We start from the raw sequence: 26460 nt of genomic DNA on the forward strand, positions 1-26460 counted from the left end.
GGACGTTGGCGTCGTCCTGACCGAATTGATTGACAGCAGACTGTCAGCCTGGTTTCATACTCGGTAATGTTTATAAACCTGACCAAATCTACCCACTTTACCCAGAATCGGGGAGGCTGATGACCACCCAAGAGGCGCCCGCTGCCGGGCAGTACGAGCTGAGCCATCTGCGCTCGCTGGAGGCCGAGGCGATCCACATCATCCGCGAGGTGGCCGCAGAGTTCGAGCGTCCGGTGCTGCTGTTCTCCGGCGGCAAGGACTCGATCGTGATGCTGCATCTGGCGCTGAAGGCCTTCCGCCCCGGCCGCCTGCCGTTTCCGGTGATGCACGTCGACACCGGTCACAACTTCGACGAGGTGATCGCCGCCCGCGACGAGCTGGTCTCCGAGACCGGGGTGCGGCTGGTGATCGCCAAGGTCCAGGACGACATCGACGCGGGCCGGGTGGTCGAGACCATCCCGTCGCGCAACCCGCTGCAGACCGTGACGCTGCTGCGCGCAATCCGGGAGAACAAGTTCGACGCCGCATTCGGCGGCGCCCGCCGCGACGAGGAGAAGGCCCGCGCCAAGGAGCGAGTGTTCAGCTTCCGCGACGAGTTCGGCCAATGGGACCCCAAGGCACAGCGGCCCGAGCTGTGGAACATCTACAACGGGCGCCACCACAAGGGCGAGCACATCCGCGTGTTCCCGCTGTCGAACTGGACCGAGTTCGACATCTGGTCCTACATCGGCGCCGAGAAGATCAAGCTGCCGTCGATCTACTACGCGCACAAGCGGAAAGTCTTCGAGCGCGACGGGATGTTGCTGGCGGTCGACCGGCACCTGCAGCCACGGGCCGACGAGAAGGTGGTCGAAAAGACGGTCCGGTTCCGCACCGTCGGCGACGTCACCTGCACCGGCTGCGTGGAATCGACCGCCGCCACCGTCGCCGAGGTCGTCGCCGAGACGGCCGTGTCGCGACTGACCGAACGCGGCGCCACCAGGGCCGACGACCGAATCTCCGAAGCTGGAATGGAAGACCGCAAGAGGCAGGGGTACTTCTGATGAGTGGACCAACGACGTTGCTGCGCATAGCAACTGCGGGCTCGGTCGACGACGGCAAGTCCACGCTGATCGGGCGGCTGCTGTACGACTCCAAGGCCGTCATGGACGACCAGTGGGCCTCGGTGGAGCGCACCTCCAAAGACCGCGGCCACGAATACACCGACCTGTCCCTGGTGACCGACGGCCTGCGCGCCGAGCGGGAACAGGGCATCACGATCGACGTGGCATACCGCTACTTCGCCACGCCCAAGCGGAAATTCATCATCGCCGACACCCCCGGGCATATCCAGTACACCCGCAACATGGTGACCGGGGCATCGACCGCGCAGTTGGCGATCGTGCTCGTCGACGCCCGTCACGGCCTGCTCGAGCAGTCCCGCCGGCACACCTTCCTGGCGTCGCTGCTGGGCATCGAGCACATCGTGCTCGCCGTCAACAAGATGGACCTGATCGACTGGGACAAGGCAGCTTTCGAGGCGATTCGCGACGAGTTCTACGCCTTCGCCACCCGCCTCGACGTCAAAGATGTGCTGACCATCCCGATGTCGGCGCTGCACGGCGACAACGTGGTCAGCAAGTCCGAGCACACGCCGTGGTACGACGGGCCCTCGCTGCTGTCGCACCTCGAAGAGGTGTATGTCGCGGCCGACCGCAACCTCGTCGACGTCCGGTTCCCGGTGCAGTACGTCATCCGTCCGCAGACCCACGACCACCAGGATCACCGCAGCTACGCGGGGACGGTGGCCAGCGGCGTGATGCGTCCGGGCGACGAGGTGGTGGTGCTGCCGACCGGAAAGCCCAGTCGCATCACCGCGATCGAAGGGCCCAATGGCCCAGTGGAAGAAGCGTTCCCGCCGATGGCCGTCTCGGTGAGCCTGGCCGACGACATCGACATCTCGCGGGGCGACATGATCGCCCGGCCGGCCAACGCGCCGCGGGTCACCCAGGATTTCGACGCGACCGTGTGCTGGATGGCCGACGCGTCGGCGCTGGAAGAGGGCCGCGACTACCTGATCAAGCACACCACCCGGACCACCCGGGTCAGGGTCAAGGCGCTGGAATACCGGCTCGATGTCAACACGCTGCGCCGCGACAAGGATGCAACGGCGTTGCAGCTCAACGAACTTGGCCGGGTTTCGTTACGGTCCCAGGTGCCGCTGCTGCTCGACGAGTACACCCGCAACGCCAGCACCGGGTCGTTCATCCTGATCGACCCGCACACCAACGGGACGGTTGCCGCGGGCATGGTGCTGCGTGAGGCCACCGCGCAGACGGCGAGCCCCAACACCGTGCGGCACAGCTCGTTGGTGACCGCCGAGGACCGCATGTCGCGGGGCCGCACGCTGTGGTTCACCGGCCTGTCGGCTTCGGGTAAGTCGTCGGTGGCGATGCTCGTCGAGCGGAAGCTACTCGAAAAGGGTGTTCCCGCTTATGTTCTCGACGGAGACAACTTGCGGCATGGCCTCAACGCCGACCTGGGCTTCAGCATGGCGGACCGGGCCGAGAACCTGCGGCGTCTGGCCCACGTGGCGGCGCTGATCGCGGACTCCGGCCACACGGTGCTGGTGCCGGCGATCAGCCCACTGGAAGAGCATCGCGAGCTGGCCCGCGGGATTCACGCGGAGAGCGGGCTCGACTTCATCGAGATCTTCTGTGACACCCCGCTCGAGGACTGCGAACGGCGAGACCCCAAGGGCCTCTACGCCAAGGCACGGGCGGGTGAGATCACGCATTTCACCGGAATCGACAGCCCCTACCAGCGACCGAAGAACCCGGACCTGCGACTCGTGCCCGACCGCAGCGTCGACGAGCTCGCAGACCAAGTCGTCGAGCTGATCGAGGGCCGGAAGTGACCGATCACGAGGTGGCCGCGCATTTGGCGACCGAGGCGGGCCGACTGCTGCTGGCGGTCCGGGAGGAGCTCGCCGACGCGACCGAAGCGGAGCGAAAAGCCGCGGGCGACAAGCGGTCTCACGACTACCTGATGGAGGCGCTGGCGCGCGAACGCCCGGACGACGCGGTGCTGTCAGAGGAGGGCATCGACGACCCGGTTCGGTTGAGCGCGCAGCGGGTGTGGATCGTCGATCCATTGGACGGCACCCGGGAATTCTCCGAGCTCGGTCGCGAGGACTGGGCCGTACACGTCGCGCTGTGGCAGTCAGGTGCGCTGGTGGCCGGCGCGGTCGCGCTTCCGGCGCAGAGGATCACGTTGGCCACCCCCGATCCCACACCGCCGCCGGAGCATTCCGGCGACCCGCGGATCGTCGTCTCCCGCACCCGCCCCCCGGCCATCGCGTTGCAGGTGCGCGATCAGCTGAACGGCACGCTGGTCGAGATGGGTTCGGCGGGGGCGAAAGTCGCCGCCGTCATCCAAGGTTTGGCTGATGTGTACGTACACGCCGGCGGCCAGTACGAGTGGGATTCGGCCGCGCCGGTCGCTGTCGCCCGTGCCGCTGGCCTGCATACTTCTCGCATCGACGGGTCGCCGTTGCAGTACAACCGGGCCGACCCGAAACTGCCCGACCTGGTGGTGTGCCGCCCGGAATACGCCGACGCGGTGCTGGCGGTCACGAGCTGAGGCCGTTGCGGTGGGAGAATCGCATTCCATGCGGATGTCGGCGAAGGCGGAATACGCGGTGCGGGCGATGGTCGAGCTGGCCACCGTCGACGACGGCGTCCGCGTCACCACCGACGATCTGGCCAACGCGCAGGGAATCCCACCGCAGTTTCTGGTCGACATCCTGTCCGCGCTGCGCTCCGATCACCTCGTACGCAGCCACCGCGGGCGCGACGGTGGATACGAATTATCTCGTCCCGGAACCGAGATCAGCATCGCCGACGTGTTGCGCTGCATCGACGGCCCGCTGGCCAGCGTCCGCGACATCGGGCTGGGCGACCTGCCCTACTCCGGACCGACCGCGGCGCTGACCGATGTCTGGCGGGCGCTGCGCGCCAGCATGCGTTCGGTGCTGGAGCAGACCACCCTGGCCGACGTCGCGGCCGGGGCGTTGCCCGACCACGTCAGTCGACTAGCCGACGACTACCGCGACCAGGAGACCCTGCGCCGCGGTCCGCGGAGCGCCAGTTAGCTGCCCGAGCCGTAGGGCCGCGTGAGGATCTCCAGATAGTGGCCCGCGGGGTCGCGGAAGTAGACGCCGCGCCCGCCGTCATTGGTGTTGATCTCCCCGGGCCGTCGACCGGCGGGGTCGGCCCAATGCTGCAGGCCGCGCGAGGAGATCTTGCCGTAGATCGCGTCGAAGTCGTCTTCGGAGACCAGAAACGCGTAGTGCTGCGGACGAACCTCCTCGCCGTCGGCCACGTCGGCGTAGTCGAGGCTGGCGCCGTGTTCCAGGGTGACGGCCATGAAATGCCCGAACGGCTTGGGGTCCGCTAGGCCGAACAGCTCGCAGAGGAACTCGGCAGATTCTCGCTTGTCGCATGCCGCGACGATGGTGTGGTTGAACTCGATAGGCATCGTGCCCACCAGTCTACTTGGGCGCGGTCAACTCCAAGGCGACGTTGTCCGGGTCGCGAAACTCCAGAATGTAGGACGGGCCGATGTCCTTGACCGGCTCGTGGGCGATCCCGAGGTCGTCGAGATGCGCTGCGGCGGAGTCTAATCCGGACCTGTCGGCGACCCTGAAAGCGATGTGGTCCAGCCCGGCGCGGTCTTCGTGGAAGCGGTCGGTGGCCACTGGCCGCAGCCCGATCAGCGCACCGCCCAGGTCGTAGATGACACCGCCGAACAGAAACCCGAGTTGCTCCCGGGTCGCGTCGTCGGCGTTGTCGGGGACCTCGATCAGAACAGGCCAACCGAACACGGTTTCGTAGAACTGCCGCGATCGTTCGATGTCGGTGACGGTAAGCCGCACGTGAGCGATCGAGTTGGCGGTGATGGCCATCCCGATGATGCTGCCACGTCGATAGCAACCGGAACAGGGTGGTCCGCGTGCCAGAATCGCGATCGTGCAGATAGCGATGACCATGCCGGTCATGGAGCCGGATTTGGACGCCGCCATATTGAGGGATTGGGCGCGCACGATCGACGACGGCCCGTTCTCGTCGTTGTGTTGGGGCGAGCGGATGGCCTTCGACAACCCGGAAACCTTGACGTTGATGGGTGCGCTGGCGGCCTGGACCGATCGGGTGCGACTGGTGACGACGGTGATCGTGCCGCAGCTGCACGACCCGGTAATGCTGGCCAAAGCGTTGGCCACCGGCGACATGGTGAGCCGCGGCCGGCTCACGGTTGGCCTTGGCGTCGGCGGACGCGTCGAAGACTATGTCGCGGCCGGCGCGGACCCGTCGACGCAGAGCATCCGCGGGATGGCCGAGCGGGTCGCGGTGATGCAACGGGTGTGGGCCGGCGAGAAGGTCACCGAGTCGACGCTGCCGGTGGGACCGCTGCCGGTGCAAGCCGGTGGGCCGCCGCTGCTGGTCGGGACCCTCGGGCCCAAGACGTTGCGCAGCGCGGCGGCGTGGGCCGACGGCCTGGCCGGAACCACGCTGGATCTCGACGTCGCCAAGCAGAACGAGCTGTTCGACGTCGCGCGCCAGGCGTGGGCCGAGGCTGGCAAGCCCAAGCCGCACCTCGCCACGTCGTTCTGGTTCGCGTTGGGATCCGTTGACGACGCCCGCGCGCAGGTGCACCGGCATTTGCGGCGCTATATGAACTGGATACCTGCCGAATACATCGACGCGATGGCGCCTACCACCGGATTCGCCGGTAGCGAGGACGATCTGGCAGCGGTATTGCGCGAATTCGCGGCCGTCGGCACCGACGAAGTTCAACTCATTCCAACGAGTGCCGATCTCGACCAACTGCGGCGGGCGGCCGATCTGGTGAAGGCGATCGATGTCTGAGCGCAATGTTCTGGGCGGCCCGTTGGAGCCGTGCAGTAGCGAGCCGCTCACCGGCTTCTACCGCGATGGCTGCTGCTCCAGTGGGCCGGAAGACATTGGCCTGCACACGATTTGCGCGGTGGTGACCGCCGAATTCCTGCAGCACCAACGCTCGATCGGCAACAACTTGTCAACGCCCATGCCGCAGTTCAGGTTTCCCGGCCTGGTGCCAGGTGATCGCTGGTGTGTGACCGCGAACAACTGGCTGCTGGCATATCGTGACGGTGTCGCTGCCCCGGTGGTATTGGCGTCCACGCACGAGCGAACTCTCGACGTCGTGCCGCTCGAGGCCCTGCAGGAGAACGCCGTCGATGTGCCCGACGATCTGGGCAGCCTGTAGTTATTGATACACGTGCATAATATCGCCTACTATTAACTGCAGTGTCCCAAAAATGAATAGTTTCACGGCATCCCAATGCCATAAGCAATTGGAGAATCATGAAACCGTCAGGGACGTCTGTTGCCGCAATAGTGTTCGCCGCCACCGCAATTGGCATGGCGCCATCCGCATATGCTGGGGGCCCGCCGAACGACGGCGGCGGCGGCGGCGGTGCCCCGACGCCGGCCCCGGCCGCTACCCCTGGCAGTTGCTCTGGCGCCGGCCTCTCGGTCACCAGCGGGCCCGTCGAACCCGCCAATACCCTGCGCCACGTGGTCGTGACCTTCACCAACACGTCGTCGGCCCAATGCACGCTGGTCGGCTATCCCGATGCGAATCTGGTCACCGCCGCCGGGGGTGTGTTGGTTCATGTCGACAGGGAGCCGGCGTTGGCGTCGCACCTGCTGCACCTCAACCCGGGTGACACCGCGACAGCGACCGTCCAGTCGTCGGCGCTGGACGTCAACGGCTCGGGAAATCCATGCCCGCGTGAAGGCACCCTGGTGGTCACCGCGCCCGGTGATTCGGTCGCCCATACGCTGCCCGTCGCGCTGCCGATCTGCCACGCGACGATCAGCAACGTGGATTAGCTCGAATCCCGTTGGAATGTCGGCTTTGAGCGATAACCTTCCGCAATGATGCGGGTCGCGATCGTCGGCGGCGGAGCCGCCGGAGTTCTTGCGGCGGTGCACTTGCGCCGCAGCAAGCCCGACGCCCAGATCACGCTGATCGATGCGTCGGGGCGTCCCGGCAACGGGGCGGCCTATGGCACCAACGACCCGACGCATCTGCTGAATGTGCCCGCGTCGCGAATGTCGGCCTGGCCCGATGATCCCGACCATTTCGCCCGTTGGCTCGACCAGCGAGCCGTGGCACCGGCTGACAGCTTCGCACCGCGGCTGGCGTATGGCCGTTATCTGCGAGAGCAACTCGCCGCGGCCGACGTGCGTATCGAGACGGCCGAAGTCGTCGGGTTAAACCCGGGTGCCCCGGTTCGGTTGGTGCTCAACGATGGTCGTGAATTGTCCGCCGACGCAGTGGTACTCGCGTCCGGCCGACCGCAAAACAGCCTGCCCGACTCATTGGAACGTGCCTTCGCCCCGGTACTGGCCGACGGCGCCGACGGCCGGATCGTATTGGACCCGTGGGCACCCGGCGCTTTGGACGCTCTGGGCTCGAGGCGGCCGGACAGCGTGCTGGTGATCGGATCGGGGCTCACCGGTGTCGATGTCGCGCTGCATCTCACCGCGCGGGGCGCGACCGTCACCCTGCTCTCGCGGCATGGCGCGATACCACGCCGGTTCCGGGTGACGGGTGCGCCCACGGAGTTGCCGCATCTCGACGCGCTGCGCGGCGACGTTTCGCTGGAGCAGATGCGTGAAGCGCTCGCCGCCGACCTCGTGGCCGCCCGTGACGCGGGCAGGGACTGGCGACAGGTGATCGACGCGATCCGTCCACGCACGGCGCGACTGTGGCAGTCGTTGGGGTGGGAGGACCAACGCCGTTTCCTCCGCGAGGATTTGCGCGACTGGGAGGTGCTGCGACACCGGATGCCGCCGACCGTCGCCGACGCGATCGACGAGGCGATCGACGGCGGGCAACTCGTTATCGAGGCGGGCGAGGTCGCCGATGTGTCGTTGCGGCGCAAGGGCGTCGAGTTGGTGGTGACAACCAGCGACGGATCCGTCCGCCGTCGCGGTGACGCGGTCGTGGTTGCCACCGGCGCGGCCTGGGACCGGCGTTCGCTGCACGATTCGCCGCTGTGGGCGAATTTGCTTGCGGCAGAGGTCGCGTCGCTGCACCCGTGCGGGGTGGGGGTTCGGCTCACCCCCGACGGCTACCTGATCGACGCAGCCGGAAGCCTGGTCCCCAATATCGTCTGCATCGGCGCCATTCGACAGGGCCAGGAATGGGAAACCACCGCCATTCCGGAAATCCGCGCTCAGGCAGCAGCTATCGCGAAGCTTCTCGCCGACGGCGTCCCCGAGCGGCCGGCGCGACGGGCACCCAGTCTCATCGCGGCCAAGCCGCAATTGACCGGTGCCGCAGCGTCGTACGCCGAGGGCGTGCGCCGCCTGCTTGCCGTCCAGGACGGTGCGTCGACCGCGTTCGCGGCCGCCGTCGCCGAAGACCCGAACCACGCCCGCGCACACGTCGCGCTGGCCATGATCGCGACCGAAAGACCTGACCGCGCAGGCGGACCCGACGCCGTCACCGGCCACCTCACCCGAGCACGCGCGGCGCTGGCACACGGCAGCGACGACGACCGAAGCCACGTCGAAGCCATCGCGACCTGGTGCGAAAAGGGCAACGAGGCCGGCACCGATGCACTCATCGACCACCTCGAACGGATTCCGGACGACGCGGTCGCGTTGTTGGTCCTCGCGCCGTCGATCGCGTTCGCAGGCGCCGGCGATGCGCTGCCGGACGCATGGCAATACGTCGAGAAGTTCACCGGTGTCCACGGCGAGGCGCCGTGGTACCTCGGCTTGCGCGCCTACGGGCGAACCGAGCAGGGGCTCTGGTACGACGCCGCCGACTTGGCCGATGCCGCAATGGAACTCGACCCGGGAAATGGCAACGCCGCGCATGCGCTGTCGCATGTGCACTACGAGACCGATGCACACGGTGCCGGGCTGAAATGGCTGACCGACTGGATCCCCACCGACGGCAGCACCCAGCGCTACGTTCCTCACTTCCAATGGCACGCCGCGCTACACGAATTGGCGATGGGCGATGCGGCCGCCGCCGCGCGCCGCTACAACGCCACACTCGCGCCGCCGCATTCGAACGGCGTGCGCTGCCTGGTCGACGCCGGCTCGCTCGCCTGGCGGGCCCGCCTGCACCCGGACTGGGTGACGCCGCCCGACCCGATGAAGGTGCTCAACGAGGCTGGCGCACTTGCTTATACGCCGCAGACGGCGTTCATCGCGTTCCACGCGCTGCTGGTGCTGGCCGCGGCGAATGATCCCGCGGCCATCCGGGCGATGCACGTGCCGGGCGCCACCGATGCGCAGCAGACGACGTTGCGCCTCATCGGCGAAGGACTGATTGCGTTGATAGCGGGCGAGCCACGTTTGGCCCTGGACTACCTCCTGGAATCGCTTGGCGGGCTTGCCTCTATCGGCGGCAGCCGCGTGCAACAAGAGGTGATTCTCGAAACCGCGTTGGCCGCGATGCTGCAACTCGGCGCTCCCGGTCAGGCGGCGCGGCTGCTGTCACGGCATCGCGCCTCGCCCGGGCCGCAGGTGACCCGTGGAGCGGTGAACTAGTCGCTGGTCGGCCGAGAACAACGCACCAAGTCGCGAAGTAGCAACACAGAGGCTATGTGCGGATAATGACACAGCCAGACCGCGATGACACTCTGACAGGATGCCGACCATGAAGCACGCGATGATGCTCGCGCTGACCGCAGCCGCCTTGCTGACCGCCCCCGTGGGCCACGCGGCTCCACCCCCTCCGCCTGCTGACCCACACAAGCCGGACCTTGGGGCCCACTACTGCCCGGGCGGCGGAACGGTCGACATGATGTCGCCGGCCGAGCCATCCTGCGACGGCGTTCCCTACGACGACGGCTCCTACTGGCGCGCCATCAACCGCGGTGCCCCGGGGACGGCCGCGCTGGTCATCGTCCAGTGCGTCAAGCCGCCACCGCCGCCGGGCCTGTTCGTCCCGCCGCAGCAGGGACCGGTGCCCGCAGGGCCTGGTGGCTGCAGCCAATAAAGATAGGTATTTGCCGAGCAGCGTAGGTATTTGCCCTGCATATGGGCTTCTTTACGGCGTCGCGCCGCTGTGGACACGCATACTTTTGTCACCGTCCTCGGCACGACGAAAGGCCCCCATCAGATGCGTTCACCTCGCTGGCTGACGACCCTGACCGTTCCCGCGGTCGTCGTCGGCGCTCTGCTCACCGGCTCTGCGACGGCGAGCGCTGATTCCCGCGACGACGGCTACCTCGCGGAGCTGAAAGACATGGGCTTCAGCTGGCCGCAGGGGCATGAACCGTCACTGGTGGAGATGGCAGGCCTCATCTGCCAGGACCTTGGATGGGGTTGGACGCCAGACCGAATCGCCCAAGACATCCACGCCACTGTCAGTGGACAAGGCGTGCACTACTCACAGGCTGCGGGCATGGTGAACCTCGCGCACGCGACCTACTGCCCGACCCAGAGGTGCTGGGCCGCCCACTGCTGAGTCTGTTGGCCCGGCGACCGCGAATAGGTTCGCCCAGCTTTCGCCGATTTTTCATCTTTCTGCCGCTTTGGGCGCGCACACTCACCGCACCTGTCCTCGGCGCGACGAAAGGCCCGAATATGCGTTCACCTCGGTGGCTGATGACCTTGGCCGTTCCCGCGCTGATCGGCGCCGCTCTAGTCACCGGGACTCCGGCCGCGACCGCGGATCCCCTCGCTGACTCATACCTCGATCAACTTCGCGGCGCCGGCCTGACGTGGCCGCCGGGCCACGAGGGAGCGCTCATCGGGACGGCGTTGCTCATCTGCGACGACCTCGGTTGGGGTTGGACGCCACAACAAATTGCCAACCACGTCCACGCCAACTTGGACCCGGATAACATCTCCGTGCACGACGTCGGCGCCATGGTCAACATCGCGCGTCAGGTGTACTGCCCTAACCAGAGGTGCTGGGCCGCTCACTGCTAGAGGTTGCTAGCGCCGGCTCCGTACGGTTGGGTCTCGGATCCGGCTAACGCAACGAAATTGGTAATCGGGCCAATGTCGTACGTGTAGTGGGGCGCGCCAGGTCCGGCCTGCAGGAACAAGCCGCCGTTGATAATGGCCTCGATGATCGGGATGAGTTCAAGCCCCAACGTGGCGATGACGCCAACGACCTCGAGAATGATCTGGAAAATGTCGGCCGGGGTGACGTTCTGGACGATGTTGTAGATGTTTGTCTCGACCACCCCGGTCGGGGCTTCGCCCGTCCACGGATTGCTTCCGACCGGACAGTCGGCGTACAGGTCATTTCCGTTGCCGATCGTGTTGACGAATTCTCCCCAGTAGTGGTTGACCGTTTTGCTGACTGGTGCATAGACCGCAGGCATGAGGTCGTCAGGGCCGGCGATGCCACCGGTGATCACGCCGTCCACCGGGGCTGGATCCGGCCAGCCCGCGAAATCGTTGCCCGACGCGAATCCTGGTCCTCTGCAAGGGTTTCCCCACGTGGCCACCGCGACGATGTCTGGCCAGCGGTTATGGCATTGCCCGAGCGGGTTGACCACGTGATCTCTCATGAAGTGCGAGACGACGATCGCGCCCTGGCTGTAGCCCAACAGGATGATGCCCTGGCCCACGGGATTTCCCGGCGGATACACGTCGTTGACGAGTCGGATGAGTTCCTGGACGCCGTCCTCGACCGACGGACCCATCGGAAAGTAGGCGGCGGGGTAGTTTCCCACGGGCTGCCAAAAGAACGGCCCGCTGTTTCCGGTGGCCACACCTGGCAGACCGTTCGCGACGGCGGCCGGCTGCGGCGGGGTCTGGTCCCACATATTGGTGCCGGTTCCGCTGACGGTCATCACCACGTGCTGAGCCATTTGTCCTCCTTGACGGTCGAATGCGCTCGAACCGCTAGGACGCGGCAGGGACGCGTACCCTTCCAACTGTGCCAGAAATACGTTCCAGAATGCGAGAACCTAAGTGCCCAGGCAGGATTCGAACGTGCAGATGAATGCCGCCGTGTCCGACGTGACGACCTCGATCGCGGCTGGCGTCGCATTCGTGGCCGTCGTCGCGCTTTTCGTGCTGTTCTCATATTGGGTTTTCCGACAAATGCGGAACGGCCGCATCGACCCGCGCATGGACCCCCAATGGAGTCCCTACAGCTCGCCGGCGTCGCCGCATTCTCTGATCGATCCCAGCACGAACTTCGGCCCACGGCCGGACTACGATGACGACCACGTCCGTTACCTCGACGAGTGAACGCGGGCTAAGCCGGCAGTCGGAAAGCTCGCGCAAGCGTCGTCGAAGGATCGACGTCCTGCGGCGAAGTGCTGCGGGACAAGCGTTCTGAGCCGCTGCCCGACGGCCCGTTGCCCCAAAATGGAGCTGCCCGAGAAGATATTTTCTGAACTGCCAATGGTGTTGGGTCAATCCTGCGGCCACCGGTTTTGTGTTCCCCTACCGTGTGGCCATGACAACTAGCGAGACGGTTCAACCCGCATCAATGCCCCTCGCCCGCAAAGTGTTGTGCGGCGTGTACACGCTGATCGCGCTTCTGGCGCTAGTCGCGACATGGAGCCAGACCGTCGCATACACACACAGCGGCGCCGCCTTCTTCGGCACCTTCTGGCAGGACACCAGAGTCAATGCTGCCTCGCGCAACATCACCGCCGACGCGCTGATGCTGAGCATGTCCGTCGTCATCCTCATGGTGTTCGAAGCCAGGAAGCACGGAGTGCGATTCGTCTGGCTCTACATCATCGGCGGGGTCTTCATCGCCATAAGCGTGACGGTTCCGCTGTTCCTTATCGCTCGCGAGATTCGGATCGGCGCCGCGGAACCTCCGCGCCTTCGCCCACTCGATGTGATGCTCTTGATCGTGTCCAGCGTTGGGGCTCTAGCTCTCACGACCTGGGTTGATATGGGTTGACATCGGGGCACTAATCGCACGTGGCTTGCACGGGTTCGGGAAATGCCTGGTGAGAGCGTGCCCCCGGCAGGATTCGAACCTGCGGCCTTCTGCTCCGGAGGCAGACGCTCTATCCCCTGAGCTACGGGGGCGCACGCGAGAAATGCTGCGCCAAAGGGCCACGACAGACTAACGCATCACAGCGGCCGACCGAGCATCGGAATGGATTCGAAGGCTGAGGACCTCAGCCCATAGGATGGCCTGCGTGAATCCCGCCGATCTTGCCGAGCTGCTGAAGGCCACCGCGACCGCGGTGTTGACCCAGCATGGGCTCGACACCGCCGCGCTGCCGCCGGCGGTCACCGTCGAGCGGCCACGCAACCCCGAGCACGGCGATTACGCCAGCAACCTGGCTCTGCAGGTCGCCAAAAAGGTCGGCGCCAACCCCCGCGAGCTGGCCGGATGGCTGGCCGAGGCACTGACCCAGGCCGACGGCATCGCCTCGGCGGAGATCGCCGGGCCCGGCTTCATCAACCTGCGGCTGGACGCCTCGGCGCAGGGCCTGATCGTCAACAACGTCATCGACGCCGGCCAGAGTTACGGCAACTCCGACGCCGAAGCCGCCCACAAGATCAACCTCGAGTTCGTCTCCGCCAACCCCACCGGCCCGATCCACATCGGGGGCACCCGCTGGGCGGCGGTCGGCGACGCGTTAGGCCGCCTGCTCACCACGCAGGGCGCCGACGTGGTCCGCGAGTACTACTTCAACGACCACGGCGCGCAGATCGACCGATTCGCCAACTCGCTGATCGCCTCGGCCAAGGGTGAGCCCGCACCGGAAGACGGCTACGCCGGCAACTACATCGCCGACATCGCCGCGCAGATCCTGGAGCAGGTGCCGGACGCGCTGAGCCAACCCGACGCCGAGCAGCACGAGACGTTCCGGCGCATCGGCGTCGACCTGATGTTCAACCACATCAAGAAATCGCTGCACGAATTCGGCACCGACTTCGACGTTTTCACCCACGAAGAGTCGATGCACACCAGCGGCCGCGTCGAGCAGGCCATCGCGCGGCTGCGTGAGAACGGCAACATCTACGAAAAGGACGGCGCAACCTGGTTGCGCACCAGCGCTTTTGGCGACGACAAAGATCGCGTCGTGATTAAGAGCGACGGCAAGCACGCCTACATCGCCGGCGATCTCGCGTACTACCTCGACAAGCGCAGCCGCGGATTCGACCTGTGCATCTACATGCTCGGCGCCGACCACCACGGCTACATCCAGCGCTTGAAGGCCGCCGCGTTGGCGTTCGGTGACCAACCGGGCACCGTCGAGGTGCTCATCGGCCAGATGGTCAACCTGGTTCGCGACGGGCAACCGGTGAAGATGAGCAAGCGGGCCGGCACCGTGATCACGCTCGACGACCTGGTCGAGGCGATCGGCGTCGACGCCGCGCGCTACAGCCTGATCCGCTCGTCGGTCGATACCCCGATCGACATCGACCTCGCGCTGTGGTCGTCGGCATCCAACGAAAACCCGGTCTACTACGTGCAATACGCGCACGCGCGGCTTTCTGCGCTGGCCCGTAATGCCGCGGAGCTCGGGCTGATCGCCGACACCAGCCACCTCGAGTTGCTCACCCACGAGAAAGAGGGCGCGCTGATTCGCAACCTCGGCGAGTTCCCGAGGGTGCTGAAAACCGCTGCTTCGCTGAGGGAACCGCACCGGGTCTGCCGCTACCTCGAGGACCTCGCCGGCGATTACCACCGGTTCTACGACGCCTGCCGCGTGTTGCCGCAGGGCGACGAGGAACCCAACGAACTGCACACCGCGCGCCTGGCGCTTTGCCAGGCGACTCGCCAAGTGATCGCCAACGGGTTGGCCATCCTCGGCGTCAGCGCTCCGGAGCGAATGTGAGCGCGCACCCGGCCGGCCCCCGGCACGCCGAGGAGTTCCACCACGGCGGCGTCCCGCCGTGCCCGCGTGCGGGACAGGAGCTGCTGGAGCTGGCGCCGAATGTGTGGCCGCGCAACGCCGTACGTGGCGCCGACGGTGCTGTCAGCATCGCTGGGGTTTCGCTGCAGTCGCTGGCGCAGGAGTACGGCACGCCGCTGTTCGTCGTCGACGAGGACGACTTCCGGTCCCGCTGCCGCGAAATCGCGACGGCCTTCGGTGGTGGCTCCAACGTGCACTACGCCGCGAAGGCCTTCCTGTCCAGCGAGATCGCCCGCTGGATCGACGAGGAAGGCCTGTCGCTGGATGCCGCCTCAGGAGGCGAGTTGGCGGTCGCGTTGCACGCGGATTTTCCCCCTGAGCGAATCACGCTGCACGGCAACAACAAATCGACAGCCGAGCTCACCGCAGCAGTCAAGGCCGGTGTCGGTCTTGTCGTGCTGGACTCGATGATCGAGATCGAGCGACTCGATGCCATCGCGGGGGAGGCCGGCGTGGTCCAGGACGTCCTGGTTCGCGTCACCGTCGGTGTCGAGGCGCATACCCACGAGTTCATCTCCACCGCACACGAAGACCAGAAGTTCGGCCTGTCACTGGCCAACGGTGCCGCGATGGCCGCGATCCGGCGGGTGTTCGCCACCGACAACCTGCGATTGGTCGGCCTGCACAGCCACATCGGGTCGCAGATCTTCGACGTCGGCGGCTTCGAAATCGCCGCACACCGGGTGATCGGTTTGCTGCGCGACGTGGTCGCCGAGTTCGGCGTCGACAAGACCGCGCAGATCGCCACCGTGGACCTCGGTGGCGGCCTTGGCATTTCATACCTGCCGAACGACGACCCGCCACCGGTGGGCGAACTCGCCGACAAGCTCAGCGACATCGTGCGCAACGAGTCCGCGGCCGTCGGCCTTCCGGTTCCGCGTCTGGTCGTCGAGCCCGGGCGCGCAATCGCGGGTCCGGGGACGGTCACGCTGTACGAGGTCGGCACCGTCAAAGACGTGGGCGTCAGCGCGACGGCGCACCGCCGCTACGTCAGCGTCGACGGCGGCATGAGCGACAACATCCGCACCTCGCTCTACGGCGCGGACTACGACATCCGACTGGTATCGCGCGCCACCGACGCCGAGCCAACCCTGGCGCGTGTCGTCGGAAAGCATTGCGAGAGCGGCGATATCGTCGTCCGCGACACCTGGGTGCCAGACGACATTGCGCCCGGTGACCTGGTCGCGGTCGCGGCGACCGGCGCCTACTGCTATTCGCTGTCGAGTCGGTACAACTTGATCGGCCGCCCCGCGGTGGTGGCCGTACGCGACGGAGGGTCCCGTCTGATCCTGCGCAGGGAGACGGTCGACGATCTGCTGAGTCTGGAAGTGAGGTGAGTCGTGAGTAGCGATGAAAAGCCGGTCGGTGTAGCGGTATTGGGACTGGGCAATGTGGGCAGTGAGGTGGTCCGCATTATCGAGGAGAGCGCCGACGACCTCGCCGCCCGCGTCGGTGCGCCGCTGATCCTGCGTGGCATCGGTGTCCGTCGCGTGGCCGACGACCGCGGTGTGCCCGTCGACCTGCTCACCGAGGACATCGAGGCACTGGTCACCCGCGCCGACGTCGACATCGTCGTCGAGGTGATGGGACCGGTCGAACCGTCGCGCAAGGCGATCCTGTCCGCGCTCGAGCACGGCAAGTCCGTCGTGACGGCCAACAAGGCGCTGCTCTCGGTCTCCACCGGCGAACTGGCGCAGGCCGCCGAAAGCGCCCGGGTCGACCTGTATTTCGAAGCCGCCGTGGCCGGCGCGATTCCGGTGATCCGCCCGCTGACCCAGTCGCTGGCCGGCGACACCGTGCAGCGGGTGGCCGGCATCGTCAACGGCACCACCAACTACATCCTGTCCGAAATGGACAGCACCGGCGCCGACTACGAAAAGGCGCTGGCCGACGCCAGCGCGCTCGGCTACGCCGAAGCCGACCCGACCGCCGACGTGGAAGGCTTCGACGCCGCTGCGAAGGCCGCCATCCTGGCGTCCATTGCATTCCACACCCGGGTAACCGCCGACGACGTCTACCGCGAAGGCATCACCAAGATCAGCCCGGACGACTTCGCGTCCGCGCGAGCCCTGGGTTGCACGATCAAGCTCCTGTCGATCTGCGAGCGGATCGCCGGGGACGATGGGCTGCAACGGGTTTCGGCCCGCGTATACCCGGCGCTGGTGCCGTTGGAGCACCCACTGGCCACCGTCAACGGCGCCTTCAACGCCGTCGTGGTCGAAGCCGAGGCCGCCGGGCGGCTGATGTTTTATGGCCAGGGCGCCGGCGGCGCGCCGACCGCGTCGGCCGTGACCGGTGACCTGGTGATGGCCGCGCGCAACCGGGTTCTGGGCAGCCGGGCGCCGAAGGAGTCGAAGTACGCGCAGTTGGCGATCGCCCCGATGGGCGTGATCCCCACCCGCTACTACGTCAGCATGGACGTCGCCGACAAGCCCGGTGTATTGGCCACCGTCGCAGCCGAATTCGCCAAGCGCGAAGTCAGCATCGCCGAAGTACGCCAGGAAGGTGTGGTCGGCGAGGGCGGACGCCGCGTCGGGGCACGTGTCGTCGTGGTCACCCACACCGCGACCGACGCTGCGCTGTCCGAAACCGTCGACGCGCTGGCCGAATTGGATGTGGTGCAGGGTGTGGCCAGCGTCCTGCGGCTGGAAGGAACCAACGCATGACTTCGTCCAAGGCGGCCGTACACCGGCAGTGGCCGGGCCTGATCGAGGCATACCGGGACCGGTTGCCGGTCGGCGACAACTGGACCCCGGTCACCCTGTTCGAAGGTGGTACGCCGTTGATCTCGGCGCCCCGGCTGTCGGAGCAGATCGGGTGCACGGTCCACCTGAAGGTCGAGGGGCTCAACCCCACCGGCTCGTTCAAGGACCGCGGCATGACGATGGCCGTCACCGACGCGGTGGCGCGCGGTCAGCAGGCGGTGCTGTGCGCCTCGACGGGCAACACGTCCGCGTCGGCCGCGGCCTACGCCGCCCGCGCCGGCATCACCTGCGCGGTGCTCATCCCGCAGGGCAAGATCGCGATGGGCAAGCTCGCGCAGGCGGTCATGCACGGAGCCAAGATCATTCAGGTCGACGGCAACTTCGACGACTGCCTGGAGGTGGCCCGCAAGATCGTCGCCGACTTCCCGACAATCGCATTGGTCAATTCGGTCAACCCGGTTCGCATCGACGGCCAGAAGACCGCGGCATTCGAAATCGTCGACGTCTTGGGCCACGCCCCGGACATTCACGCTCTACCGGTGGGCAACGCGGGCAACATCACCGCGTACTGGAAGGGCTACACCGAATACCACGCCGACGGCGTGACCGACACGCTGCCGCGCATGCTCGGCACCCAAGCCGCTGGCGCGGCCCCGCTGGTCACCGGCGAGCCGGTGAAAAATCCCGAGACCATCGCCACCGCGATCCGGATCGGGTCGCCGGCGTCGTGGGGGCCGGCGGTCGCGGCGCAGCAGGAGTCCAACGGGCGCTTCCTGGCCGCCAGCGACGACGAGATCCTCGCGGCGTATCACCTGGTCGCAGCCGCTGAAGGGGTCTTCGTCGAGCCGGCCTCAGCGGCCAGCATCGCGGGTCTGCTCAAGTCGGTCGAGGATGGTTGGGTAAAACCCGGCTCGAGCGTGGTGTGCACGGTGACCGGCAACGGCCTCAAGGACCCCGACACTGCGCTGCGCGACATGCCGAAGGTGGAACCGGTTCCGGTCGACCCGGTCGCCGTCGTAGCCAAACTGGGGCTGGCCTAGTGCTGGCTTCCGGCCTCTTGGGGACCTCGGTCGTCCCCGCCTCCAGCGCCAACCTCGGTCCGGGCTTCGACAGCCTCGGGCTGGCGCTGAGCCTGTATGACGAAATCATCGTCGAGACAATAGATTCCGGCCTCGTAGTCGAGGTCGAGGGCGAGGGCGCCGGGGAATTGAGCCTTGACGCCGGTCATCTCGTCGTGCGCGCCGTCCAGCACGGGCTGCAGGCCGCCGGTGTCAGCGCCGCTGGCCTGAAAGTACTGTGCCGCAATGCTATTCCGCATTCACGGGGCCTGGGGTCGTCGGCCGCGGCTGTCGTCGGCGGTCTGGCGGCGGTCAACGGCCTTCTTGCGCAAGCGGGTTTGACGCCGCTGAGCCAACCCGAGCTGATCCAATTGTCCTCGGAGTTCGAGGGGCATCCCGACAACGCGGCCGCGGCGGTGCTCGGTGGCGCCGTGGTGTCGTGGACCGACACCAGCGGAGGCGCGCCTGCCTATGCGGCGGCACAGCTACGGCTGCATCCCGACATTCATCTATTTCCGGCCATTCCCGTCCAGCGCTCGTCGACCGTGGAGGCCCGGGTGCTACTGCCGACCCAGGTCAGCCACGAGGACGCCCGCTTCAACCTCAGCCGCGCCGCGCTGCTGGTGGTGGCCCTCACAGAGCGGCCTGACCTGCTGATGGCGGCCACCGAGGACGTGCTGCACCAGCCGCACCGGGCAGCGGCGATGCCGGCGTCGGCGGAATACCTGCAGCTATTGCGGCGTTACAACCTGGCAGCTGTGCTTTCGGGCGCCGGACCGGCAGTTATCGCCCTGAGCACGGTGGCCCAACTGCCCGCCGAAGTGCACGACTACGCTGTCGCAAACGGATTTGCGATCAGCGAGATGACGCCCGGTGACGGCGTGCGCTGGAGTTCCGGGGTAGCAGTCCCCAGCTAGTGTCCACAGACACGGCGAGGGGGCTTCTTGCTTCCGGCATCGAAGAAGGTTATCCTCGGAGCCGTCCAGCAATCGCAGTCATCTGCCTCATGCGCAGACATTGCGCGACCACTAGGACGAATACCAAATTCTTCTCGTTGACGATGGTTCGCCATTTGCATCGCCAATCTTGGCAATCACCGTTACAGAGTCGGTCTTTGGCAGCACTCGGCGAATTGGCTAAGTGCAACGAACCCCTGGCTTGACTAGATCAGCGAGGGAGAGAAAGGAAATCCGTGACCGATACGGACCTCGTTACGGCTGGCGACAGCACCGGAAATGACGACCTGTCGAACCCCGTGACCCCCGATACTTCCAGCGCGAACGACGCCCAATCAGGCGCGTCGGATGGCTCGCTGGCCACCATGGTGCTCCCCGAACTGCGCGCGCTGGCCAACCGGTCCGGCGTCAAGGGCACCTCGGGAATGCGCAAAAGTGAACTGATCGCCGCGATCCGGGAAAGCCGCCAAGGCGGCCACTCCAACGGCGCGCCAACGAAGAGCGGCGCGGGCGAGTCAGAAAATCACGCCGCCGAGGCCGCCGCCAACAATCACACCGAAGCGGCCGACAACATCCAGACGGCCCGCACCGACGCCGGCGACAAGCCTTCTTCCGACGACAGCAACGCGGGGGAGAAGAGCGACCAGACGGAGAAGAAGCAGCACAACGGCAACGACAAGCCCGCCCGCGATCGGCAGGACAACAAATCCGAAGGTCGCGACTCCGACAAGGATTCGGACAAGGGCGGCGAGCAAGGCTCCGGCGGTCAACCGAACCGCGGTGGCCAGAACAACCAGAACAACCAGAACCAGAACGACGACGACGGTGAGGGACGCGGCGGTCGTCGCGGTCGCCGGTTCCGCGAACGTCGGCGCCGCGGTGACGGGCCCCGCGACAGCGGCGGTGGTGACACTGAACTGCGTGAGGACGACGTGGTCCAGCCGGTCGCCGGCATCCTCGACGTGCTCGACAACTACGCGTTCGTCCGCACCTCCGGCTACCTGGCCGGCCCGCACGACGTCTACGTCTCGATGAACATGGTGCGCAAGAACGGTTTACGCCGCGGCGACGCGGTGACCGGCGCGGTGCGGGTGCCCAAGGACGGCGAACAGCCCAATCAGCGGCAGAAGTTCAACCCGCTGGTGCGCCTGGACACCGTCAACGGTGGCCCGGTCGAAAATGCCAAGAACCGTCCCGATTTCACCAAGCTGACGCCGTTGTACCCCAACCAGCGCCTGCGCCTGGAGACCACGGGTGATCGGCTGACCACCCGCGTGATCGACCTGATCATGCCGATCGGTAAGGGACAGCGCGCGCTGATCGTGTCACCGCCCAAGGCAGGTAAGACGACTATCCTGCAGGACATCGCCAACGCGATCACCAAGAACAACCCCGAATGCCACCTCATGGTCGTGCTCGTCGACGAGCGCCCTGAGGAGGTCACCGACATGACGCGGTCGGTCAAGGGTGAGGTCATCGCCTCGACGTTCGACCGGCCTCCGACCGACCACACCGCGGTAGCCGAGCTGGCCATCGAGCGTGCCAAGCGACTCGTGGAACAGGGCAAAGACGTTGTCGTGCTGCTGGACTCGATCACCCGACTGGGCCGCGCATACAACAACGCCTCCCCGGCGTCGGGCCGCATCCTGTCCGGTGGTGTCGACTCGACGGCGCTCTACCCGCCGAAGCGATTCCTCGGCGCGGCCCGCAACATCGAGGAGGGCGGATCGCTGACGATCATCGCCACCGCGATGGTCGAGACCGGATCCACCGGTGACACAGTCATTTTCGAGGAGTTCAAGGGTACGGGTAACGCGGAGCTCAAGCTCGACCGCAAGATCTCCGAGCGTCGGGTGTTCCCGGCCGTCGACGTGAATCCCTCCGGTACGCGTAAGGACGAATTGCTGCTCTCGCCCGACGAGTTCTCGGTCGTGCACAAGCTACGCCGCGTGCTGTCGGGCCTGGACTCGCACCAGGCCATCGACCTGCTGATGTCGCAGCTGCGAAAGACCAAGAACAACTACGAGTTCCTGGTCCAGGTGTCCAAGACGACACCGGGCATGGACAACGACTAGCGATTAGCACACCGACTCCGTCGGACAACATCGCCAGTCCCGCTTTGCGACCCCCGCTGCGGCGGTAACGTGCCAGCCTGTGGCGGACACTATTCAGCAGCTGCTTCGCGAGCGCAGCGGCGACTCCACGCCTGCGGTCAAATACGAAGACCGGGTGTGGACCTGGCGTGAACATCTCGCCGACGCCTCGGCAACCGCCTCCGCACTGATCGGCATCGCCGACGCCGAGCGGCCCTTGCACGTCGGCGCGCTGCTGGGCAACACCCCCGAGATGCTCACCGCGATGGCCGCGGCCGCGCTCGGCGGCTTCGTGCTCTGCGGCATCAACGACACCCGTCGCGGCGCCGCACTGGCCAACGACATCGCGCGCGCCGACTGCCAGATCCTGCTCACAGACCCCGCCCATCGCGGATTGCTCGACGGTCTGGATCTGCCCGGGGTCCGCGTCATCGATGTCAGCGGCGACGAGTGGTCGGGTCTGCTCGCCTCGGCCGGCCCACTGGTACCTCACAAAGAGGTGGAACCCACCGACACGTTGATGATGATCTTCACCTCGGGCACCAGCGGCGAGCCGAAGGCCGTCCAGATCACCCACCTGACCGTTATATTCGCCGGCGCCAACCTGATTGGCCGTTTCGAGGTCGACTCCTCGGGCACCTGCTACCTGTCGATGCCGCTGTTTCACTCCAACGCGCTGCTGGCCGGCTGGAGCGTGGCCGTCGGCTCCGGTTCAGCGATGGTGCCGGCCACCTTCTCGGCCTCGCGGCTGCTGTCCGACCTACGCCGCTACGGCGCCACCTACATGAACTACGTCGGCAAGCCGCTGGCCTACGTGCTGGCCACCCCCGAGCAACCCGACGACGCCGACAACCCGTTGCGGGTTGCCTTCGGCAACGAGGCAAGCGACCGCGACATCGCCGAATTCAGTCGGCGGTTCGACTGCACGGTCTGGGACGGCTTCGGCTCCAGCGAAGGCGCCATCATCATCACCCGCGAAGACGGCTGCCCACCGGGCTCACTGGGACAAGGCTTTCCGGGTGTCAGCATCTACAACCCCGACACCCTCACCGAATGCGCGGTAGCTCAATTCGACGACGATGGGGCGCTGCTCAACCCTGACGACGCGATCGGCGAACTCGTCAACACCACCGGCGCCGGCCTGTTCGCCGGCTACTACAACGACAAGGACGCCACCGACGCGCGGCTGCGCAACGGCATGTTCTGGTCCGGGGACCTGGCGTACCGCGACGCCGACGGCTGGATCTACTTCGCCGGGCGCAGCGGCGACTGGCTGCGCGTCGACGGCGAGAACATGACCACCGCGCCGATCGAGCGCATCCTGCAGCGTCTGCCCGCGGTCAGCCAGGTCGCGGTCTACGCGGTGCCCGACGAGCAGGTGGGCGACCAGGTGATGGCCGCGCTGGTGCTCGTCGACGGCGCCACGTTGCAGCCGGGGGAGTTCAGCGACTTCTTGGCCGCCCAGCCGGACCTGTCGCCCAAAGCGTGGCCGCGACACGTCTGGATCACCGACAAGCTGCCGACCACCGCCACCAACAAGGTGCTCAAACGGCAGCTCACCGCCCAGGGCAGCACCCCCGACGGCGGCCTGCTGTGGACTCGGCACGGCCGCGACACCAGCTATACGACCGTGGACTCCTCGGCAAAAGCCCAGGTCAGCGCGCGCTAGCTCCGGGAATGCGCGGGGCCTTGTCGGCGTTTAGGGACATGGCGGCTGAACTGGCATAATGGTCAGCCGAAGTCACGGTTCCGGTTCACGTCCGATCTTCTCAGCACGATCTGGCGACCCGGCGGCCGACGAATGAAGAGGAAACATGAAAGCTGACATTCACCCCGCATACGTCGAGACCACCGTGGTCTGCGGTTGCGGCAATACTTTCCAGACGCGGAGCACCAAGGAGAGCGGCCACATCGTGGTCGAGGTCTGCTCGCAGTGCCACCCGTTCTACACCGGTAAGCAGAAGATTCTCGACAGCGGTGGCCGCGTTGCGCGCTTCGAGAAGCGCTACGGCAAGCGCAAGGCTGGCGCCGAGAAGGAAGCTGCGGCCGACAAGTAGCACGATCGACGCCCGGACTGTCGCGATAATCGCGCGGGACGGGCGTCGTTTCATGTGCGGGAGAGTCCAGCGAGGAGGTGAGCATGACACAAGGCGGTCAGGCGATTGACGCACTGGTGGCCGAGCATGCCGACCTCGAGAAGAAGCTGTCCGATCCCGAACTGCACAGCGATGCGGCCAACGCGCGCAAGGTGGGGCGGCGATTCTCGCAACTGGCCCCGATCGTGGCGACCCACCGCCAGCTCACTTCTGCGCGTGAGGATCTCGAGACCGCGCGTGAACTCGCCGTCGACGACGCGTCGTTCGCCGACGAGGTCACCGAACTCGAAGCGCGGGTCGACGAGTTGGAGACCAAGCTCAGCGACATGCTGGCGCCACGCGACCCGCACGACGCCGACGACGTGGTACTGGAGGTCAAATCCGGTGAGGGCGGCGAAGAATCGGCTCTGTTCGCCGCGGACCTGGCCCGGATGTACATCCGCTACGCGGAACGGCACGGCTGGACGGTGACGGTGCTCGACGAGACCTTCTCCGACTTGGGCGGCTACAAAGACGCGACGCTGACGATCGCCAGCAAGGGCGATTCGGTGGACGGTGTCTGGTCGCGGCTGAAATTCGAGGGTGGCGTTCACCGTGTGCAGCGGGTACCGGTCACCGAATCCCAAGGCCGCGTGCACACTTCGGCTGCGGGCGTGCTGGTGTATCCCGAGCCCGAGGAAGTGGGCGAGGTACAGATCGACGATTCGGATCTGCGCATCGACGTCTACCGGTCGTCAGGTAAGGGCGGTCAGGGCGTCAACACCACCGACTCCGCGGTGCGAATCACCCACCTGCCCACCGGAATTGTGGTCACCTGTCAAAACGAGCGCTCGCAACTGCAGAACAAGGCCCGGGCCATGTTGGTGCTCGCGGCCCGGCTGCAAGCGCTGGCCGAAGAGCAGGCACAGGCCGACGCGTCAGCCGACCGGGCCAGCCAGATCCGGACCGTCGACCGCAGCGAGCGCATCCGCACCTACAACTTCCCGGAGAACCGGATCGCCGACCACCGAATCAATTTCAAGGCACACAACCTCGACCAGGTCCTGGACGGCGACCTGGATGCACTGTTCGACGCCCTTGGCGCCGCCGACAAGCAAGCCCGGCTGCAGCAGGCATGACCACCCGGCTGCGTTGTGCGATCGACTCGGCGACAACGCTGCTCGCCCAAGCCGGCATCGATTCCGCGCGCTACGACGCAGAGGAATTAGCCGCGCATCTGGCCGGTACCGAGCGGGGGCGGCTGGCGCTGCTGGCCACACCCGATGACGGCTTTTTCGACCGCTACCGCGAAACGATTGCCGAGCGGTCACGTCGAGTTCCCTTGCAACACTTGACCGGTACCGCCCCTTTCGGCCCGTTGACGTTGACGGTCGGGCCCGGCGTGTTCATCCCTCGGCCGGAAACCGAGGCGATGCTGGAATGGGCTAGCGCACAACGCCTTCCGGACGCTCCCGTGATCGTCGACCTCTGCACCGGTTCGGGCGCGCTGGCACTCGCCCTGGCCCGGCAGTGGCCCCACGCCCGGGTGATCGGCGTCGACGACTCCGCCGCGGCCCTCGAGTACGCGCGCACCAATGCCGCGGGCACCGGGGTGGAGTTGATCGAGGCCGACGTCACCGCGCCAGGCGCCCTCAGCGAACTGGACGGGCAGGTCGATCTGCTGGTGTCCAACCCGCCGTATGTTCCAGACGGCGCTGAGCTCGATCCCGAAGTGCTGGACCACGATCCGTCGCACGCCGTGTTCGGCGGACCCGACGGCATGACGGTGATCACCGCGATCGTCGAACTGGCCCAACGAGTGCTGAGCCCCGGCGGCCTGCTCGCGGTCGAGCACGATGACACCACGTCCGTGTTTACCGTCGAATTGGTCTCCGGCACTAGAGGTTTCGAAGACGTCGTGCCTCGCCAGGATCTCACCGGTCGTCCACGATTCGTCACTGCTCGCCGGATCGGTGACCACCCATGACCGATACTTTCGACTGCACTCAGGCCGAACAGCGTTCGCGCGCAATCACATCGGCGGCCGCGGCGGTGAAGAACGGTGGGCTGGTCGTCCTTCCGACCGACACCGTTTACGGCGTCGGCGCCGACGCGTTCAACGGCACGGCGGTGTCTGCACTGTTGGCGGCCAAGGGCCGCGGACGCGACATGCCGGTGCCGGTACTGGTCGGCTCATGGCACACCATCGACGGGCTCGCCATGTCGGTGTCGACCCCGATGCGCAACCTGGTCCACGCGTTCTGGCCCGGCGCTCTGAGCCTGGTGGTCCGGCAGGCCCCGTCGGTGCAATGGGATCTCGGTGATGCGCGCGGCACGGTGATGCTGCGTATGCCCCTGCACCCAGTGGCCATCGAGTTGCTGCGTGAGGTCGGACCGATGGCGGTGTCCAGCGCCAACATTTCCGGACGCCCGCCGGCCGTCAACGTCGGTGACGCTCGCCAGCAGTTGGGCGATCTCGTCGACGTCTACCTCGACGGTGGGCCGGCGGCCCAGCAGGCCGCTTCGACGATTCTGGACCTGACCTCGCCCGAGCCGCGCATCCTGCGATCCGGCCCGGTCAGTGCCGAACGCATCGCCGAGGTACTCGGCGTCGACGCCGAAAGCCTCACCGCCTGACCGACTCAGTTCGATCTCAGGGCGATTC

General features: G+C 66.5%; 27 protein-coding genes and 1 tRNA gene. 24 read left to right on the forward strand and 4 right to left on the reverse strand.

Going from position 1 to position 26460, the window contains the following annotated elements; translation table 11 throughout:
- The first annotated feature begins 119 nt into the window (after positions 1–119).
- The 4 genes from cysD to A5658_RS00325 are packed head-to-tail and all read left to right on the forward strand — an operon-like array spanning position 120 to position 4132.
- Positions 120–1043: a sulfate adenylyltransferase subunit CysD gene (gene cysD, locus A5658_RS00310; RefSeq protein ID WP_067329387.1), complete on the forward strand. Its 924-nt coding sequence runs from the start codon at positions 120–122 to the stop codon at positions 1041–1043.
- On the forward strand, positions 1043–2896 hold the full coding sequence (gene cysC / locus A5658_RS00315) for an adenylyl-sulfate kinase (RefSeq protein ID WP_067329390.1): 1854 nt from the start codon (positions 1043–1045) through the stop codon (positions 2894–2896). Before cysD ends, cysC begins: the two co-directional genes overlap by 1 nt.
- Positions 2893–3621 carry a 3'(2'),5'-bisphosphate nucleotidase CysQ gene (locus tag A5658_RS00320; RefSeq protein WP_067329393.1) on the forward strand — a complete coding sequence of 243 codons (729 nt, stop codon included), beginning with the start codon at positions 2893–2895 and terminating at the stop codon, positions 3619–3621. Before cysC ends, A5658_RS00320 begins: the two co-directional genes overlap by 4 nt.
- A gap of 28 nt (positions 3622–3649) precedes the next feature.
- The gene (locus tag A5658_RS00325; RefSeq protein WP_067329397.1) at positions 3650–4132 is read left to right on the forward strand and encodes an RrF2 family transcriptional regulator; all 483 of its coding nucleotides are present in this window, start codon (positions 3650–3652) and stop codon (positions 4130–4132) included.
- Here the strand turns inward: A5658_RS00325 and A5658_RS00330 are convergent.
- Both A5658_RS00330 and A5658_RS00335 read right to left on the reverse strand, forming a co-directional pair.
- Positions 4129–4518, reverse strand: a complete 390-nt coding sequence (locus A5658_RS00330) for a VOC family protein (protein WP_067329530.1) — start codon at positions 4516–4518, stop codon at positions 4129–4131. The two genes, A5658_RS00325 and A5658_RS00330, sit on opposite strands and share 4 nt — an antisense overlap.
- 13 nt (positions 4519–4531) lie before the next feature.
- On the reverse strand, positions 4532–4945 hold the full coding sequence (locus A5658_RS00335; RefSeq protein WP_067329400.1) for a VOC family protein: 414 nt from the start codon (positions 4943–4945) through the stop codon (positions 4532–4534).
- A gap of 76 nt (positions 4946–5021) precedes the next feature.
- Between A5658_RS00335 and A5658_RS00340 the strand changes: the two genes are divergently transcribed.
- The 7 genes from A5658_RS00340 (at position 5022) to A5658_RS00370 (ending at position 10985) form a co-directional block, all read left to right on the forward strand.
- The gene (locus A5658_RS00340) at positions 5022–5906 is read left to right on the forward strand and encodes an LLM class flavin-dependent oxidoreductase (RefSeq protein ID WP_067329403.1); all 885 of its coding nucleotides are present in this window, start codon (positions 5022–5024) and stop codon (positions 5904–5906) included.
- Positions 5899–6285: a DUF2237 family protein gene (locus A5658_RS00345; RefSeq protein ID WP_067329406.1), complete on the forward strand. Its 387-nt coding sequence runs from the start codon at positions 5899–5901 to the stop codon at positions 6283–6285. The genes A5658_RS00340 and A5658_RS00345 overlap by 8 nt, the downstream gene beginning before the upstream one ends.
- A 155-nt stretch (positions 6286–6440) precedes the next feature.
- Complete coding sequence (locus A5658_RS00350) at positions 6441–6914, forward strand: DUF4232 domain-containing protein (RefSeq protein ID WP_197502999.1); 474 nt, start codon at positions 6441–6443, stop codon at positions 6912–6914.
- A 45-nt stretch (positions 6915–6959) separates the two neighbouring features.
- Positions 6960–9596 carry an FAD/NAD(P)-binding protein gene (locus tag A5658_RS00355; RefSeq protein ID WP_067329413.1) on the forward strand — a complete coding sequence of 879 codons (2637 nt, stop codon included), beginning with the start codon at positions 6960–6962 and terminating at the stop codon, positions 9594–9596.
- Between the two features lie 100 nt (positions 9597–9696).
- Entirely contained in the window at positions 9697–10047 is a 351-nt protein-coding gene (locus tag A5658_RS00360) for a hypothetical protein (protein ID WP_067329416.1), read from the forward strand.
- Positions 10048–10170: 123 nt separating this feature from the next.
- Entirely contained in the window at positions 10171–10518 is a 348-nt protein-coding gene (locus tag A5658_RS00365; protein ID WP_067329533.1) for a DUF732 domain-containing protein, read from the forward strand.
- A 161-nt stretch (positions 10519–10679) separates the two neighbouring features.
- Complete coding sequence (locus A5658_RS00370) at positions 10680–10985, forward strand: DUF732 domain-containing protein (protein WP_067329537.1); 306 nt, start codon at positions 10680–10682, stop codon at positions 10983–10985.
- Here A5658_RS00370 and A5658_RS00375 read toward each other — a convergent pair.
- A complete protein-coding gene (locus tag A5658_RS00375) occupies positions 10982–11878 on the reverse strand; it encodes a PE-PPE domain-containing protein (protein ID WP_067329420.1) in 897 nt (298 codons plus the stop codon). The two genes, A5658_RS00370 and A5658_RS00375, sit on opposite strands and share 4 nt — an antisense overlap.
- 124 nt (positions 11879–12002) lie before the next feature.
- Here A5658_RS00375 and A5658_RS00380 point away from each other — a divergent pair, with 124 nt between their 5' ends.
- A complete protein-coding gene (locus A5658_RS00380; RefSeq protein ID WP_156751176.1) occupies positions 12003–12263 on the forward strand; it encodes a hypothetical protein in 261 nt (86 codons plus the stop codon).
- Between the two features lie 274 nt (positions 12264–12537).
- Complete coding sequence (locus tag A5658_RS00385) at positions 12538–12933, forward strand: DUF2834 domain-containing protein (protein ID WP_369830461.1); 396 nt, start codon at positions 12538–12540, stop codon at positions 12931–12933.
- Positions 12934–12991: 58 nt separating this feature from the next.
- On the opposite strand, the gene A5658_RS00390 is transcribed toward A5658_RS00385, so the two are convergent.
- A tRNA-Arg gene (locus tag A5658_RS00390) sits at positions 12992–13064 on the reverse strand.
- A gap of 113 nt (positions 13065–13177) precedes the next feature.
- Here A5658_RS00390 and argS point away from each other — a divergent pair.
- The 11 genes from argS to A5658_RS00445 all read left to right on the forward strand — a co-directional run bounded on the left by argS (position 13178) and on the right by A5658_RS00445 (position 26432).
- Positions 13178–14830 (forward strand): arginine--tRNA ligase, encoded by a 1653-nt coding sequence (argS, locus tag A5658_RS00395; protein WP_067329545.1) that lies wholly within the window; start codon positions 13178–13180, stop codon positions 14828–14830.
- A gap of 80 nt (positions 14831–14910) precedes the next feature.
- Entirely contained in the window at positions 14911–16245 is a 1335-nt protein-coding gene (lysA, locus tag A5658_RS00400) for a diaminopimelate decarboxylase (RefSeq protein ID WP_231997153.1), read from the forward strand.
- A gap of 3 nt (positions 16246–16248) precedes the next feature.
- Positions 16249–17574 (forward strand): homoserine dehydrogenase, encoded by a 1326-nt coding sequence (locus A5658_RS00405; protein WP_067329430.1) that lies wholly within the window; start codon positions 16249–16251, stop codon positions 17572–17574.
- On the forward strand, positions 17571–18653 hold the full coding sequence (thrC, locus tag A5658_RS00410) for a threonine synthase (protein ID WP_067329434.1): 1083 nt from the start codon (positions 17571–17573) through the stop codon (positions 18651–18653). Before A5658_RS00405 ends, thrC begins: the two co-directional genes overlap by 4 nt.
- Positions 18653–19588 (forward strand): homoserine kinase, encoded by a 936-nt coding sequence (gene thrB, locus A5658_RS00415; RefSeq protein WP_067329437.1) that lies wholly within the window; start codon positions 18653–18655, stop codon positions 19586–19588. The genes thrC and thrB overlap by 1 nt, the downstream gene beginning before the upstream one ends.
- Positions 19589–19914: 326 nt before the next feature.
- A complete protein-coding gene (rho, locus tag A5658_RS00420; RefSeq protein WP_369830462.1) occupies positions 19915–21702 on the forward strand; it encodes a transcription termination factor Rho in 1788 nt (595 codons plus the stop codon).
- Positions 21703–21781: 79 nt separating this feature from the next.
- On the forward strand, positions 21782–23389 hold the full coding sequence (fadD1, locus tag A5658_RS00425) for a fatty-acid--CoA ligase FadD1 (RefSeq protein WP_067329443.1): 1608 nt from the start codon (positions 21782–21784) through the stop codon (positions 23387–23389).
- Positions 23390–23534: 145 nt separating this feature from the next.
- Complete coding sequence (gene rpmE, locus A5658_RS00430) at positions 23535–23777, forward strand: 50S ribosomal protein L31 (protein WP_067329446.1); 243 nt, start codon at positions 23535–23537, stop codon at positions 23775–23777.
- A gap of 83 nt (positions 23778–23860) precedes the next feature.
- Positions 23861–24934 carry a peptide chain release factor 1 gene (prfA, locus tag A5658_RS00435; RefSeq protein WP_067329449.1) on the forward strand — a complete coding sequence of 358 codons (1074 nt, stop codon included), beginning with the start codon at positions 23861–23863 and terminating at the stop codon, positions 24932–24934.
- Positions 24931–25782 carry a peptide chain release factor N(5)-glutamine methyltransferase gene (gene prmC, locus A5658_RS00440; RefSeq protein WP_067329452.1) on the forward strand — a complete coding sequence of 284 codons (852 nt, stop codon included), beginning with the start codon at positions 24931–24933 and terminating at the stop codon, positions 25780–25782. Before prfA ends, prmC begins: the two co-directional genes overlap by 4 nt.
- Positions 25779–26432, forward strand: a complete 654-nt coding sequence (locus A5658_RS00445; RefSeq protein WP_067329457.1) for an L-threonylcarbamoyladenylate synthase — start codon at positions 25779–25781, stop codon at positions 26430–26432. The genes prmC and A5658_RS00445 overlap by 4 nt, the downstream gene beginning before the upstream one ends.
- Positions 26433–26460 lie beyond the last annotated feature (28 nt).

The organism is Mycobacterium sp. 1245111.1, from assembly GCF_001673405.1.
GTDB lineage: Bacteria > Actinomycetota > Actinomycetes > Mycobacteriales > Mycobacteriaceae > Mycobacterium.